At 51.2% G+C, this 14825-nt stretch carries 13 protein-coding genes; 4 read left to right on the plus strand and 9 right to left on the minus strand.

Annotation, left to right across the window (positions count from 1 at the left end; all coding sequences use genetic code 11):
• Positions 1 to 7: 7 nt before the first annotated feature.
• From miaB to BM040_RS00410, 5 genes are all read right to left on the minus strand, one after another.
• Complete coding sequence (gene miaB, locus BM040_RS00390; RefSeq protein ID WP_092097927.1) at positions 8 to 1450, minus strand: tRNA (N6-isopentenyl adenosine(37)-C2)-methylthiotransferase MiaB; 1443 nt, start codon at positions 1448 to 1450, stop codon at positions 8 to 10.
• A gap of 217 nt (positions 1451 to 1667) precedes the next feature.
• A complete protein-coding gene (gene pabB / locus BM040_RS00395) occupies positions 1668 to 2963 on the minus strand; it encodes an aminodeoxychorismate synthase component I (RefSeq protein WP_092097929.1) in 1296 nt (431 codons plus the stop codon).
• Positions 2960 to 4429, minus strand: coding sequence for a tetratricopeptide repeat protein (locus BM040_RS00400; RefSeq protein ID WP_092097931.1), 1470 nt, complete (start codon positions 4427 to 4429; stop codon positions 2960 to 2962). Before BM040_RS00400 ends, pabB begins: the two co-directional genes overlap by 4 nt.
• Positions 4430 to 4480: 51 nt before the next feature.
• Positions 4481 to 5212, minus strand: a complete 732-nt coding sequence (locus tag BM040_RS00405; protein WP_092097933.1) for a zinc ribbon domain-containing protein — start codon at positions 5210 to 5212, stop codon at positions 4481 to 4483.
• 3 nt (positions 5213 to 5215) lie between these two features.
• Positions 5216 to 6316, minus strand: a complete 1101-nt coding sequence (locus BM040_RS00410) for a Nif3-like dinuclear metal center hexameric protein (RefSeq protein ID WP_092097935.1) — start codon at positions 6314 to 6316, stop codon at positions 5216 to 5218.
• A 67-nt stretch (positions 6317 to 6383) separates the two neighbouring features.
• Between BM040_RS00410 and lpxK the strand changes: the two genes are divergently transcribed.
• The 3 genes from lpxK to miaE all read left to right on the plus strand — a co-directional run bounded on the left by lpxK (position 6384) and on the right by miaE (position 10220).
• The gene (gene lpxK, locus BM040_RS00415; protein WP_092097937.1) at positions 6384 to 7436 is read left to right on the plus strand and encodes a tetraacyldisaccharide 4'-kinase; all 1053 of its coding nucleotides are present in this window, start codon (positions 6384 to 6386) and stop codon (positions 7434 to 7436) included.
• A 39-nt stretch (positions 7437 to 7475) separates the two neighbouring features.
• Positions 7476 to 9452 (plus strand): putative porin, encoded by a 1977-nt coding sequence (locus tag BM040_RS00420; RefSeq protein WP_139217733.1) that lies wholly within the window; start codon positions 7476 to 7478, stop codon positions 9450 to 9452.
• A 159-nt stretch (positions 9453 to 9611) separates the two neighbouring features.
• The gene (miaE, locus tag BM040_RS00425; RefSeq protein ID WP_092097941.1) at positions 9612 to 10220 is read left to right on the plus strand and encodes a MiaE family protein; all 609 of its coding nucleotides are present in this window, start codon (positions 9612 to 9614) and stop codon (positions 10218 to 10220) included.
• Positions 10221 to 10294: 74 nt separating this feature from the next.
• Here miaE and BM040_RS00430 read toward each other — a convergent pair whose 3' ends face one another.
• Positions 10295 to 11560 (minus strand): asparagine synthetase B, encoded by a 1266-nt coding sequence (locus tag BM040_RS00430; RefSeq protein ID WP_092097943.1) that lies wholly within the window; start codon positions 11558 to 11560, stop codon positions 10295 to 10297.
• A gap of 133 nt (positions 11561 to 11693) precedes the next feature.
• Here BM040_RS00430 and BM040_RS00435 point away from each other — a divergent pair, with 133 nt between their 5' ends.
• On the plus strand, positions 11694 to 12938 hold the full coding sequence (locus BM040_RS00435; RefSeq protein ID WP_092097945.1) for an ABC transporter permease: 1245 nt from the start codon (positions 11694 to 11696) through the stop codon (positions 12936 to 12938).
• A gap of 97 nt (positions 12939 to 13035) precedes the next feature.
• On the opposite strand, the gene BM040_RS00440 is transcribed toward BM040_RS00435, so the two are convergent.
• The 3 genes from BM040_RS00440 to BM040_RS00450 form a co-directional block, all read right to left on the minus strand.
• Positions 13036 to 13551 carry an SRPBCC family protein gene (locus BM040_RS00440; RefSeq protein ID WP_092097947.1) on the minus strand — a complete coding sequence of 172 codons (516 nt, stop codon included), beginning with the start codon at positions 13549 to 13551 and terminating at the stop codon, positions 13036 to 13038.
• Complete coding sequence (locus tag BM040_RS00445) at positions 13548 to 13868, minus strand: ArsR/SmtB family transcription factor (RefSeq protein ID WP_092097949.1); 321 nt, start codon at positions 13866 to 13868, stop codon at positions 13548 to 13550. The genes BM040_RS00440 and BM040_RS00445 overlap by 4 nt, the downstream gene beginning before the upstream one ends.
• Positions 13869 to 14184: 316 nt before the next feature.
• A complete protein-coding gene (locus BM040_RS00450) occupies positions 14185 to 14793 on the minus strand; it encodes an OmpH/Skp family outer membrane protein (RefSeq protein WP_092097951.1) in 609 nt (202 codons plus the stop codon).
• Between the last annotated feature and the right edge of the window lie 32 nt (positions 14794 to 14825).

Raw genomic sequence — 14825 nt, forward strand, 5'->3', positions numbered from 1 at the left:
TCCAAATCTAATCTACCGCCTCGCCAAACAGGGTGCCTACCGAACAGTCGTTCACAAACACGTTCACGTAATCACCTTTCTTGTAGTGCTTTTTCGGGAAGATAACCACCTTGTTTTGGTCGTTGCGGCCACTCAGGAACTCGTCAGATTTTTTAGAGAAGTTCTCTACCAGCACCTTGTGCACCTTGCCTACGTCGCGCTTGTTGCGGTTGTGCGACGTTTCGCGCTGCTTGTCGATGATTTCCTGCAGGCGGCGTTTTTTTACCTCCAACGGTACGTCATCCTCCAGTTTACGCGCTGCCAGCGTGCCGGGGCGCTCAGAGTAGAAGAACATGTAGGAGTAATCGTACTGCACGTAGTCCATGAGCGAGAGCGTGTCCTGGTGCTCTTCCTCAGTTTCGGAGCAGAAGCCCGCAATCATATCCGAGGAGATACCGCAGTCTTCACCCAATATGCGGCGGATGGCGTCCACGCGGTTAATATACCAATCGCGGTCGTAGGTACGGTTCATAAGCTCCAGCACTCGAGAGTTTCCGCTCTGAGCCGGCAGGTGGATGTATTTGCAGATGTTGTCATACTTTTTCATCGTATACAACACCTCGTCGGTAATGTCTTTCGGGTGGGAGGTGGAGAAGCGCACGCGCAGATCTGGCGATACCAAAGCCACCTTTTCCAGCAGCTGGGCAAAATTTACATTTTCGGAGCCGTCTTCAGAGGCCCATTTATAGGAGTCCACGTTCTGGCCCAGCAGCGTCACTTCCTTATAGCCCTGCGCTACCAATGCTTCTGCCTCTCGCACAATCGAGTGGGCGTCGCGGGAGCGTTCACGGCCTCGGGTAAACGGCACCACGCAGAAAGAGCACATGTTATCGCAGCCGCGCATAATCGAGATGAAAGCGCTCACGCCATTGCTGTTCAGGCGAATCGGGTTGATGTCGGCATATGTTTCCTCGCGCGACAGGAGTACGTTCACGGCTTTTTGACCGCCATCCACATGGTTCACCAGGTTCGGCAGGTCGCGGTAAGCGTCCGGGCCTACTACCAGGTCCACGATTTTCTCCTCTTCCAGCAATGATTTTTTGAGGCGCTCGGCCATACAGCCAAGTATGCCCACCATCATTTCCGGCTTTTTCTTCTTATAGTAGTTTATCTGGCCCAAACGGTTGCGCACCGTCTGCTCCGCCTTCTCGCGGATGGAGCAGGTGTTCAGAAACACCAGGTCGGCCTGCTCGATGTCGGAAGTCGTATCGAAACCCTGATCAAACATAATCGACGACACAATCTCACTGTCGGAGAAGTTCATCTGGCAGCCGTAGCTCTCGATGTATAGTTTGCGGCTTTTACCTGTGTTTGTTTCCTCGGTTACTTTGGTATCGCAGGAGTTGGCAGCGGCTGCGGCCTGCTCCGGTGTGCGGTTATCTATAAAGTCTAAATCTACTATTGGCTCCATAATACGTTAGTATAGCTGCAAATATACTATAATGAATTCAAAAACGTGACAGAATGGCAGAGAAGAAGTGATTAGTAATTGATAATGAAGGATGAATAATGAGAAATGAACTGATATGGAAGGAGAATCCCAGCTTCTGGCTGTCTAAATTGGCCTGCTCATCGACTTCTTAACCTTCCCGGCACATCAGCACTTATTAATCATTACTCATTATTGATTATTCATTAGAGAGCACCTTGAACATGGCTTTTGCCTTCAGCAGGCACTCTTCATACTCCAATTCCGGATCAGAGTCGTAGGTGATGGCGCTTCCCACCATAAAACTGAGGTAGCCGTTACTGGCGTTGTACTGTATACTTCGGATCACCACATTAAAATCGCAATCGCCGTTGGGTTTGATGTAGCCAAAGGCACCGGAGTACAGCCCGCGTCTGGAGTCTTCTAATTCCTCAATCAGTTGCATGGCGCTGATTTTAGGGGCTCCGGTCATACTTCCCATCGGAAAGGCACCCCTTAAGGCGTCCACCAAGTCCTTCTCTGGCTTCAGCTCGCCTGCCACCGTCGAAATCATCTGCCAGACCTGCTGAAAGCCATAAATCCCGAACATTTCTTCCACGTGCACGGTTCCGGTGGCGCAGGAGCGGCTTAAATCGTTACGGACCAGGTCCACGATCATCATGTTTTCGGCCAGTTCCTTTTCGTCGTGCCGGAGCCGGTGCTTTAGCTGTAGATCTTCCTCCGATGTGTTGCCCCGGCGAATGGTGCCCTTAATTGGCTGCGATATCAGCTTCTGCCCTTCTTTTTTGAGAAAGCGTTCCGGCGAGGCACAAAGGAGGTACTTGTCGTGCAGCTTCAGGTAACCAGAAAAAGGAGTGGGGGAAGCGGCGTTCAGGGCCAAATAAAGCACCAAAGGTTGCAGTCGCACCTGCTCGGCAAAGAACTCCATGCAGTAGTTCAGCTCATATACATCACCCTCTAAAATATGCTCCTGTACCCGTTTCACCTGTGCTACATACTGCTCCCTGGAAACCCGCTGCTGCAGTTTTATACTTTGTGGTGCAGCCGGTTTGGGCGTAGGAGTGGCAAGTATGTTGTCAAGTATAAAAGATGAATTATTGTCTAAAGTATAGATACTTATACTTGTTGATTTAAAGTATAAGTATACTTTCGGGGCAAAGAAAGCCAGCAGGGGAAAGCCAAGTCCATCCGGGTTGTGGCTGCTGAGGCGCTCGGTCTGGTTTTTAAGGTCGTAGCTCAGGAAGCCGCACAGCAGCGGGTGTTGCGCTTCCAGGAGCCGGCGCAGCTCCTCAAAAGCGTTTTCCTGCTGCAGCGGAAGTATGTCTCCGCCAGAAACAGCCAGGACTTCTTCAAAGCCTTGGTGAGGGTAGGCGATGCCGTTGGAAGTATAGTACGCCGCCAGTGGATGCGCATCAGCCCAAGCCAGCGCCTTCAGCCGGAACTCCGCCACTGGTACCGGTAAATCAGTGAGCCTTATGTCTATTTTATACTTCATGAACCTTGCATGGCCGCCAGTGCCAGTTTTGCTTTGGCGTCGACACTGTTTTTATACTCGTGGTTTTTATAACTGATTGCCTGCTTAAAGTATAGCCTGGCTTTTTGTGGTTGATGTAGCTCCTTGTAAATATAACCTGCCTGCAGGGCAGCGCTCGGGGCAAAGTATAAATCGGTGCCCTGGCACAGTTCGATGGCTCTCTTATATAGCGGAAGCGCCTGCTGCAGCGAGTCGGTGCCGTGGTAGATGCGGGCCTTGCGGTAAAAATACTCCGCCTGCACAGCCGCCGGTGTGGCCGGAGTAAGTTTTAACCGCTGCAGGGCCTGCAGCGCCTCCGGGAAGTACCCGCCATCGGAGTGGAGACGGGCCTGCATCAGCGGCTTTACCAGGGCCTCCTGTTTTTGGGCGTACTTGGCTGCATAGCGGTCTTCTTCAGTGTCTTCAATGCCTACTTCAGCTATTTGCTTAAAATGCCACTGTGCCTGTGGCTTATGATTGCTTAGTGCATAAGCCAGGTATAGCTTATAGTTGACCGATTTAAGGTAGTGCTGCCCCTGATGCAGCTTCAGAAACTTGCGGTTCTCCTGGATAGAGGCGTCAAAATCGGCGCGATACAAGTATAAATCGGCAGCCATGTGGTGCAGGTACGGGAAGGTAAGGTAAGCGCTCCCATGCGGACGGTGCAGGTATACTTGCAGAGCTTGCTCGCTGGCCTGTGTTTTCTTGAGCAGGTGCATGGCCACGAACTGAAACAACAGGTTGTCGGAATCTTTCTTAGCCAAGGCGGTTGCCTGCCGAACGGCCTGCTCCCGTTTCTCCGGATCAGTCAGGTGAAGTATAACGGCATGCAGCAACCGGGCCTCCTGGTAAAATGGGTTGTCGCTGGAGGAGGCTGCTTTTAAATTAGCCACTCCCTGATTTATACTTCCCTTCAGGCCGATGATGTTCAGGAACCATTTATACTTGTCCGGCACAGACCCGATGAGCACCTGCAATACCCCCAGGTTCTTTTTGTTGGCGATGAAGTCCGGGTACTGCTGTTCGTTCTGGCGGTACTGCAGGTAAGCTCTCCGGATATCCCATGCAGCAGATAACCTGTTTCCGAATAGTAGTTTAGACATGCCAAGCTGAAGTCTTACTTCTGCCAGGGCATAGTCGCGCCATACTTCCTTTGGCAGGTCTGCCAGTTTCTCTAGTCGTGCTTCCTGTGCCGCCAGCAGTGGCGCATACTTTCTCTGATCCTGCTGCACGCAAAGCTCCAGGAAGTCGGCGTAGTTGGCCAGCAGCAGGGTAGTGGCATTGTTTTGCGCCTGCTGCTCTAGTTGTGTTTGGGCCTGGGCAACCTGCAGCCTCAGCAGTTGCTGGTAAATGGCATTGTGCTGGGGGGAGATAGTCGGGGAGGCGAACAAGGTATGGCTCAGGAGCCAGAGGGCCGGCAACAAAAAAAAAGGATGGGGTTTAGCCATCCTCTTTCGGTTTGTTGTATGCAAGCGATATTCGCTCAAGATAGATACAAATTAATAAGCACGCAGCTCCACGCCAGCCAGAATACGACCGCAGTGCTCGCAAACGATGATTTTCTTCTGAGCCGCAATGTCAGCCTGTCGCTGAGGCGGCACGGTGTTAAAGCAACCTCCGCAGGCGTCACGCTTCACGGCTACCACGGCCAGGCCGTTGCGCACGTTCTTGCGGATACGGCTGTAGGCGCTTAAAAGGCGATCTTCTACCACAGAGGCTGCCTCCTGACGCTCTTCCTCCAGTTTTTTCTCCTCCTCCTGGCTCTCCGCTACAATCTGCTCCAGCTCCTTCTGCTTGTTCTCCAGGTCTTTGCGGCGCTCTTCCAGGCGGTGCTTTGTTTCTTCTATTTCAGAGTTTTTCTGCTCTATCTGGTAGTGGGCTTCCTTTATCTTCTTCTCCGAGATCTGGATTTCCAGTTTCTGAAGCTCAATTTCTTTTGTGATGGCGTCGTACTCACGGTTGTTGCGTACGTTCTGCTGCTGGTCCTCGTACTTGCGGATAAGGCCTTCAGAATCTTTGATAGCCTGACGGCGCTGCGCGATGGCATCGTTCAGGGCAGCTACCTCATCATCAAACTTACGAACCCTCACCTCATAGCCTTCAATTTCGTCTTCCAGGTCCTGAACCTCTTCAGGCAGGTCTCCTCTGACTCTTTTAATTTCATCAAGCTGCGAATCGATGCTTTGAAGCTTGGATAACGCTTCCAGTTTGCTGGCTACAGTACTTTCCATGTATTAAAAAGTGTATCTGACGGGGTTAGTGTTTACTTGCGATATTAAGACTGCAAAATTAGTAAAACTTTTTGAAATAGCGTCATAAAATATCTCCTTTGTATATACCTCGCTTTCGTAGTGGCCAATGTCTGCAATCATCAATTTCCCCTCGGCATCGAAGAATTCGTGGTATTTTACATCTCCGGTTACGAGCGCATCAGCCCCTTGTCGCAGGGCGTCTTTTATCAGGAAACTTCCGGCACCGCCGCAAACGGCCACACGCTTCACTTTTTTGCTCCCGATGGAAGTATAACGCAGTCCCTGTAGCCCCATTTTCTCCTTCAGGTAAGCCAGAAACTCCTGCTCTGTCAGCTCCCTTTCCAGTTCCCCAATCATGCCAATGCCCACTTCCTGGTTCTGGTTCTCCAGGTTATAAAGGTAATGGGCCACTTCCTCGTAAGGGTGTGCCTGCTTTAGTGCCGCCATGATTTTACCCTGCAGCACGGCCGGAAACAAAAGCTCAAGTCGGTCTTCCTGCACCTGTTCCGGCATGTTGGCACCGCCTATCGTGGGGTTTGCCTGCTCCGAAGGCGTAAAGCGGCCGGTGCCGGTAACGCTGAAGCTGCATTCACTATACTCCCCGATGTTCCCGGCGCCAGCCGCATGCAGGGCGGCCAGCACCTCTTCCGTATGCTCTGCGGGCACAAAAGTTACCAGTTGCATGAGTGTGTTGGGCTTATTAACCAGTATCCGCTGCTGCTGCAAGCCAAGTTTATCAGCAATTTTGGTGTTCACCCCGTTTAGCACGTTGTCCAGGTTGGTGTGGCTGGCATAAATGGCGATGTTGTTTTGAATAGCCTTGATGATGGTGCGCTCCACGTAGCTGCGGCCTGTCAGTTGCTTTAATCCTTTAAAGATAATCGGGTGATGGGCCACCACCAGGTTACAGCCGTTCTCGATGGCCTCTTCCAGTACAGCCTCCGTGCAGTCCAGCGTTACCAGCACGCCCGTAACTTCTGCGTTGGCGTCTCCAGTCTGCAGACCGGCATTGTCGTAGCTTTCCTGGTAGCGGAGCGGGGCCAGTTGCTCCAAAAGTGCGGTTACCTCGTGTATCTTTGCCATAGTTTTTCTCTTTCGTTGTACCCTTCGGCTCGTTAAAATTAACGTAAATTGCACGCGTTACAAAACCATGCACAAATATCTGCACATACCACTCTGGCCTTTCGCGCAGCTGTACGGGGGCATTATGCGGCTCCGCAACCTGGCGTACGACAAGGGAGTGCGCCCGTCGCGGCGGTTCGGCCTACCTGTTATCGCTGTCGGAAACCTGACCGTGGGGGGCACGGGCAAGACCCCGCACGTAGAGTACCTGCTGCGCCTGCTGCACCAGTACAAAGTAGCCACACTAAGCCGGGGCTACAAGCGAAAGAGCAAAGGGTTTATACTTGCCGATGATACGGTGACGGCCTCGATACTGGGAGATGAGCCCTTTCAATACCACCTTGACTTTAAAGGCGTTGCTGTGGCTGTGTGCGAGGATCGCGTGAAGGGGGTAGAGCAGCTGCAGCAGCAGGTGCCGGAGCTGCAGGTAGTGGTGCTGGACGATGCCATGCAACACCGGCCGGTAGCACCCTCGCTGAACCTGCTGATAACGGATTTCAACCGGCCTTTCTACAGGGACCATGTGCTTCCTGCCGGCAGGCTACGTGAGCCAAGAACGGGGGCAAAGCGTGCCGATGCTGTTATTGTTAGCAAGTGCCCGGCGGAATTAGGGCAGCGGGAGCGTGAGGAGATAGCGCAACAGGTGACGCAGTATACCACTGCAGGCACTCCTGTCTTTTTCTCTACATTTACCTACGGAGCACCTGTGGCGGTGGGGTCTGGCGCAAAGCCGGGGCAGAAGGTGTTGCTGCTGACGGGCATTGCCAATGCGGAGCCACTTAAAAAATACCTGAGCGGCCAGGGCTATACGTTGCTGCGGCATATCGCGTACCCTGACCATCACCCGTATACTTCCAAAGACCTGCAGGACCTGGAGGAACTGCTGCAGCAGGAGGATTATAGAGGAGCCGCAGTACTGACCACCAGAAAGGACGCTGTGAAGCTGACGGATGATGGTTTGGAAGCCATTACTAGGCAATTGCCCATCTTTTTTGTGCCGATTGAGGTACAATTCCTGGCAGACGGTGATATGTTTGACAAGCTGGTGCTGGGGCACGTAAAACAGCTGTTACCAGCCTAAGGCTGCAGATTTACATTATTATTTCACTATTTTTGAGACGTGAAGAGAAAACTATCCGCCTTTATACTTTTAGTGCTGGGCCTACTGCTGGTAAACACTGTCAGCTTTGCCCAAATCATCGATGATACCACTAAGATGCTTTACGGGCCTAAAACGGTTCTGAGGTTCTATGAGCAGGATGTGCTGATGGGGCGTTATGAGGCGGTGCCCATCGATACGTCGCTGAATAATCACAACAACGAGCGCTACTGGTATAACGACACGGCTTTCTACCAGCACCTGGGCAATATCGGCACGGCAGCTACTCCCATCTTTTTTCAGATGCCGGAGAAAATTGGTGTACGGTTGGGCAAAAACATCTTTGACCGCTATGCCTATGATCCTCACAAAACACTATATTACAACACCCGCTCACCCTACACGCATTTAAAGTATGTGCAGGGCGGGCGCGGCGAAACAGTGTTTGAGGCCCTGCATACGCGCAACATCAACCCCAACTGGAACTTTGGCGTCGCTTACCAAATTTTATCCGCCAACCAGCAAATAGGCCCCGCCTCGCGCAACAGGCAACTCCGCGACTTTCTGGACAACCAGTCTGTGAAAGTTTTTACGCACTACCGCTCCACGAACGAGAAGTATGATCTCTTCTTCAACTTTACGACCATGAAAGTGGAGCAGGTAGAAACAGGGGGCGTGGACACGACCTTGGTTGGGGGCAGGGGTAGAGGCGAACTGGAGCAGTTTGAGGAAGCACCCGTCTACCTGAACCAGGCCCTGAACAACGAAGCGAGAAACAACTTCCACCTGACGCACATTTACCGTCTCGCCCAGGAAAACCTGAAAGTATACCACACCTTTGATTTCGGCCGCCAGAAGAACGAGTATGTTGACGACGCCTTGCCTAGACGTCTGGTTGACTCGGCTGCATACCTTTACCCAAGTATTGTATTTGACACCACCCGCACCCGCGATGCGACGAATTACAGGGAGCTGGAGAACACCTTTGGATTAACAGGCAATAATAAGCTCTCGTCTTATAAAGCATATGTAAAGTTACGAAATGCAAGCCTTAAGTATAGCGCTATTCAGCAGGTTCCCGCTTCGCTTTTGCCAGATTCGGTGCAGGCTGGAACGGTATACCGGGAGGTAGTTCCAGGGGATGAATTTAAAACAGACGGTAACTTTACTCAGGTATTTATAGGTGGGGATATCAGGCTATTCTATAAGGAACTGGCGGAGTTGACGGGCAGCGCAGAGTACCAATTGGCCGGTGATTACCGCATCAAGGGTATGGCCAGGATAGGGGGAGTTTATGGCTCACTTGAGCGTGTAAATTATTCACCCTCACGAGTGCAGCGTTTCATGCTGAGCAACCACTTTGTGTGGAGGGATACGGAAGGCAAAATTGAGACTAAGGACTGGGCCAATATTGCGGTAAACCGTATCGGGGCAGGTCTTCATCAGAAAATCGGTAAACGCCAGTACCTGAAGCTGGATGGCCATTTTACAGATTTAAGGCGCTGGATTTACTTTAACGAGAATGTTATACCCAAACAGGATGAAGACGACCAGCGATTTTGGGGTATCAGCCTGGCGCATAAGATCAACTTTGGCCCGCTATACTTTGATAATTACGTTGTCTATACCAACACCGACGAAGCCAAGTATATCCGGACACCGGATTGGCTGGTGGAGTCGAAGTTATACTTGCAGGGGCCTCTGTTTAAGAACGCCTTGTTTGTGCAACTGGGTGTGCAGGGTACCTATATGTCGGAGTACTATGGCTATGGCTACATGCCGGTTATTCAGCAATTCTATGTGCAGGATAACTTTGCCGTGCAGGGCTACCCGGTGGCAGAGGCTTTCCTCAACGCCGACATCAAAACGGTAAACGTGTTCCTGAAAATGAGCCACATCAACCAAGGCTTAACTGAGCCAGTATACTTCCTGACGCCGTTATACCCTGGCCTGCGCCGCAGCTTTACCTTTGGGGTAACATGGAGGTTCTTTGATTAATATTGGCAACTTGTTAATTGGCTGAACTGCTGCAGGTGGATTAAGAGTCTCAGAAGTGTAAGGAAGAGTTGAACACGCAGCCACCTCACATTATACTTCTAGAAGAGCATTTCTAATATTCACTCATTCACTCACCCTCTCATTCAAAATTAATTACCCATGTCCACGACACAACCAACCAAAACCATACTTCGGCTGGAGCTGCCTACCGACCCGCGCTGGGTAAATATCGCCGAGAAGAACATTGAGGAAATCCTGGTAGACCATGCTTACTGTGAGCAGAAAGCGGCTACGTCTGGTATCTCGCTGATTGTGAAGTACCCCGACAAGGAGCGCCTGGTAGACGAGATGACGGAACTGGTGGCCGAGGAGTGGAGCCATTTTGAGCGCGTTATGGAACAACTGAAGAAGCGCGGCTATAAACTGGGCCGTAACAGACCCGACGAATACGTAGTGGAACTGGCTAAGCACATCCGCAAAGGTGGCAAGCGCGAGCGGCAGCTCATGGATCACTTGCTGGTAAACGCCCTGATCGAGGCCCGCAGCTGCGAGCGCTTTAAACTGCTTTGGAAAAATATCCAGGACGAGGAGCTGCAGAAATTCTATTACGAGCTGATGGTGTCAGAGGCAGGGCACTATGTGAGCTTCGTGAAGCTGGCCAAGGAATACATGCCCGCTGACGAAGTAGACGCCCGCCTGAAGGAATTGCTGGCCATAGAAGCCGATATCATTCGCAGCCTGGAGCCCCGCCCGGACAGGATGCACTAAGTATAGTTAAAAGTTAAGAGTTTATAATTGTATGCTAGACTCTTAACTTTTAACTCATAACTCAAAACTATAACTCACGTTTTCTGCTTCTTCTTTTTGGCTGCCGGGAACAGGATGTTGTTCAGGATGAGACGGTAGCCGGGCGAGTTAGGGTGCAGGGCCAGGTCTGTGGGCTCTTCGCCTACCAGGTGCTGATAATCCTCCGGGTCGTGTCCGCCATAGAAGGTCCAGGTGCCGCGGCCGTAGGTGCCGTGCATGTAACGTATCTCGCCCAGTTCCTTGTTCTCACCCATTACCACCACCTCCGGCTTCACCAGGCTGTTTCGGAAGGCAGTCGTCTGACCCATAAAGCCTTTGATGGTTTTGGCGTGGTTCTGGGTCAGCATCGTCGGAATAGGGTCCCACTTGGCGGAGAAGGTAAAGAGCTGAAAAAAATCGTTGGCCTCCGTTACCGGCCGCTCCTGCGGCTGCATGTCGATGTCAGAGTACTCGTACTCCAGCGGGTTGCGCGAAATCCGGAAGTTCTGAAACGCAAAAGTCTGGCTGAAGTCCAGCTTCTCCTGCGCATTCGGGTCGGCGGCATCGCCATCAAACATCGCCTCAACAATGTCCACCCCTTCGGCGGCCAGGGCAATGTCATAGGTGTCGGTGGCCGAGCACATGGCAAACAGGAAACCCCCGCCCGCGGTAAACTCCTTTATCTTCTTTACCACCCCTAACTTTAGCTGAGACACCTTGGCAAAGCCCAGCTCAGCGGCAGATTCCTCCGACTCGCGTTGCTGTTCCTGGTACCAGGGGTAGTGGCGGTAGCTGGCGTAGAACTTGCCGTACTGCCCGGTAAAGTCCTCGTGGTGCAGGTGCAGCCAATCATACTTTGGCAGGGCGCCCTCTATAATCTCCTTGTCGTAAATAATATCATAGGGAATCTCGGCATAGGTCAGAACCAGTGTTACGGCATCATCCCAGGGCATTTTAGACTTCGGCGTATACACCGCCACTTTCGGTACCTTCTCCAGCTTCATGATGTCCATGTTGGCTTCCGGGTTGCCGATTTCGCTGAGCACGCCGTTATACTGTGCGTCCGAGATAACGGTATAGCTCACGCCGCGCACAATCAGCTCATTCTCCAGCTGCGGCATGTGATTAAAGGCAAAACTGCCCCCCCGGTAGTTCAGCAGCCAATCCACAGGGATGTTTTGCTCCAGTACCCAGTACGCCATACCATAAGACTTCAGGTGATCCTTCTGCGTCTCATCCATCGGAATCAGGATGGTGCTGGCCCAACCCGGCAGGCAGAAGGTGAGGAGGCAAAGTAGAAGTGCGGTGGTACGGAAAAACATCTGTTTGGTCTTTAAAAAGTCAATAACTGTATAAAAGTGGTTCTTTTTTCAGAAAATGCAACTAACTTAGAAGCAGCGTGCCGATTTTTATACTTAACGTAAAAGAAAACAAAAGCGCACATCTTTTCAACCCATGAACCTAGCCGAAAACATTTTAGAGGGCCTCCGGGCAATCCAGAGTAACTTGCTGCGCACCATCCTGACGGGGCTAATCATCTCCATTGGCATCATGTCGTTGGTGGGTATACTTACGGCGGTGGACGGGATGAAGCAGTCGCTAACACAGACATTCTCTAACCTGGGTGCCAACGCGTTTGACATCCGCAGGAAAGGGATGGATAACCGTGGAAGCCAGGGAGGCCGCACAGAGCGGGTATACCCTAATATTACCTACGAGCAGGCTACCCAGTATAAGCGCATGATGGAGGGGGACGCGCGCGTGAGCCTCTCGGCCTTTATTTCGGGGGCCACCGTGGTGAAAAGCCAGACGGAGAAAACTAACCCCAACATCAGTGTGGTGGGTGTTGACGAAAACTACATGCTCAACAACAACCTGAACCTGGCCAAAGGACGTGATTTCTCAGTTTTTGAGCAGGAGCAGGGCATTAATGTGGCCGTGGTAGGGGATGAAATAGCCACAACACTATTTAAAGACAAAGACGCAATAGGCGAGTACATCACCTTTCTGGGGCGCAGGTTTAAAATTGTAGGGCAGATAGAGAAAAAGGGGAGCAGCATGGGCGGCGGCAGCGACAGACGCATACTAATTCCGCTCGAGACTGGTCGGCAAATTCCCCGCAACGGCAACGCCCTGCTTAACTTCGATATCAAGACAGCTATCTATAGAGCAGATGAGCTGAACTATGTGATGGGGGAGGCGACAGGCAAAATGCGCAGTATACGGCAGGATGGCCTAGGGCAGGAGGATTCCTTTGAGATTCGCCGTTCCGATTCGCTGGTGCAAAGTCTGGATGAGATCTCTGGTTACCTGAAGCTGGGTGGCGGTGTGATTGGTTTTATTACCCTGCTGGGTGCCTCTGTGGGCCTGATGAACATTATGATGGTTTCGGTAAACGAGCGCACCCGCGAAATTGGTGTTCGCAAGGCACTTGGTGCCACCTCTTTCCAGATTCGCCAGCAGTTCCTGATTGAGGCGATTGTGATCTGTGTACTAGGTGGCCTGGTGGGGATATTACTCGGTATACTGATGGGCAACGGCATCGCATCCCTGATTGCCGAAGGCTCCGGCTTTTTCGTGCCCTGGCTATGGGTTATCACTGGCCTCACAATCTGCGTGCTGGTTGGGGTAGTATCCGGGTATTACCCGGCTTACAAAGCTTCCAAACTTGATCCGATTGAGTCGTTGCGCTACGAGTAACGACCAGGAGCAGCCAAACAAGAAGAGACGCACACACTGCGTCTCTTCTTGTTTGGACCCTTTTTATACTTTTAAAGTAGAACTCGTCGAGATACGGCTATTTTCCCGCTGCTCCCTGCCATTGAGCCAGCAACTCATCCAGGCCTTCCATGGCCATGGTCAGACCCTCTTTGAAGCCCATTTGGATGGTGGTTTCCAATTGTGCCAGGTCATCGAACGTAATGATATTCTTTACTAATGTTACATTGCCGTTGCCAGTGAAAGTCACTTCCCATCTCGATTGGGGCAATTCTTCGTTGATGTTGCCTTCTGCGTCTGCAAAAGCGTCCTCTACGGTAAAACCTTTATGGGGCTGAATGCGCTTATAGTTAGCCAAAGCCCAGTGCTCTTCTCCTTCTGGCCCGACCATGGCATAATGCCACGAGCCGCCTTCCCTGAAGTCCATCGTTTTGGTTTTTGCCTTCCATGGCTTGGGCGCCCACCACTGGTCAAGAAGCTCACTTTTGGTGTAGGCATCCCACACGAGCGCAAACTCTGCTGCAAATTCTCTTTTTACGGTAATTGTTTTGCTTTCCTTATCTACAGAAAAGTCAAATGCTAAGGCTTCTTTCATTGTTTATTTTGTTTTAAAGTGGATAACACATTGTCGAGCTCCTGGAAGCGGCCTTCCCATATCTTCCTGAACTGCTCCAGCCACTGATCCACCTCTTTCATTTTGCTTGCTTCGAGATGGTAGTATACTTCTCTTCCCTGTTGCTCTTGCTTTACCAACTGGCACTCGGTCAGTATCTGAAGGTGCTTTGACACAGCTTGTCTGCTGCTATTAAAATGCGCGGCGATGGCATTGGGTGTCATCGCCTGCACCGCTATAAGCCCGATAATGGCTCTTCGGGTAGGATCTGCTATGGCCTGAAATACGTCTCGCCTCATATAGTATAATACGCAACTGAATGGTTGCAAGTTATGTGCAGCTAATAGGTTGCGCAATATTTTTTTATATTTTCTTCTGAAGAAGTATAGCTTAGGCAAAATCGGCCTGCTAGTGTAGTGGGGGCTTCTATCTTTTATACTGGCAGTATGAACTGCAAAAGCTGAATTCTTACCTTTTTGAAGTATAAATCAAAGTATAAAATGCTGAAGGAGGCCGGAGTTGAGCTGTGATGGCTCAGATGGAGCATGTATAAACAGAAACAAAAAAGCCTGCAGCATTTAAGCTACAGGCTTTATCATAGTTGCTTCAGGAAAGCTATTTCTTCTTTTCTGCTTCTTTCTTCTTGTCGGCTTCGGCCTTCTCAGACTCATACGTCTTATTCAGGGCATCCACCACTTCTTTGGTTACGTCCAGGGTAGAGTCGCCGTATAGGATGGCGCTGTTGCCACGCTGGTAAGTAAGTACCATTTTATAACCTTGCTCGGTACTCAGTTGCTTCAGATACTCTTCTACACGGTCGTAAATTTTATTCATCTCCTCAGACTCCTCTGTCATCAGCTCGTTGCCGGAGCTCTGCTGTAGTGCCTGTAGTTGCTGCTGCTTTTGCATCAGGCGCTGCTCGGTGGCCTGAGCCTGTTGCTGCGTCATGGTAGGGGCGTTCTGCTGGAAGCGCTGTACTTCTTTTTGGAAGGACTCGGCCTGGGTGCGCAGGTCTTTTTCCTTCTGCTCGGCCTTCTTCTGCAGGCGGCTACGCACATCCTTAAAGTATTCGTAGTTAGCCAGCAGCGAATCAGAGTTTACGTAAACGATATCCGGGTTGGCGGCTGTGGTTGTCTCAGTGGCAGGTGATGCAGCAGTTGGGGTGCTGTCCTTCTGGTTGCAGGCTACCATCATGGCAGAGGCAGCAGCCAGACCTAATGTCATTTTTAAAAGTTTCACGCTTTAGCTTAATTTTT

Origin of the sequence: Pontibacter chinhatensis, assembly GCF_900113285.1 — a bacterium.
GTDB lineage: Bacteria > Bacteroidota > Bacteroidia > Cytophagales > Hymenobacteraceae > Pontibacter > Pontibacter chinhatensis.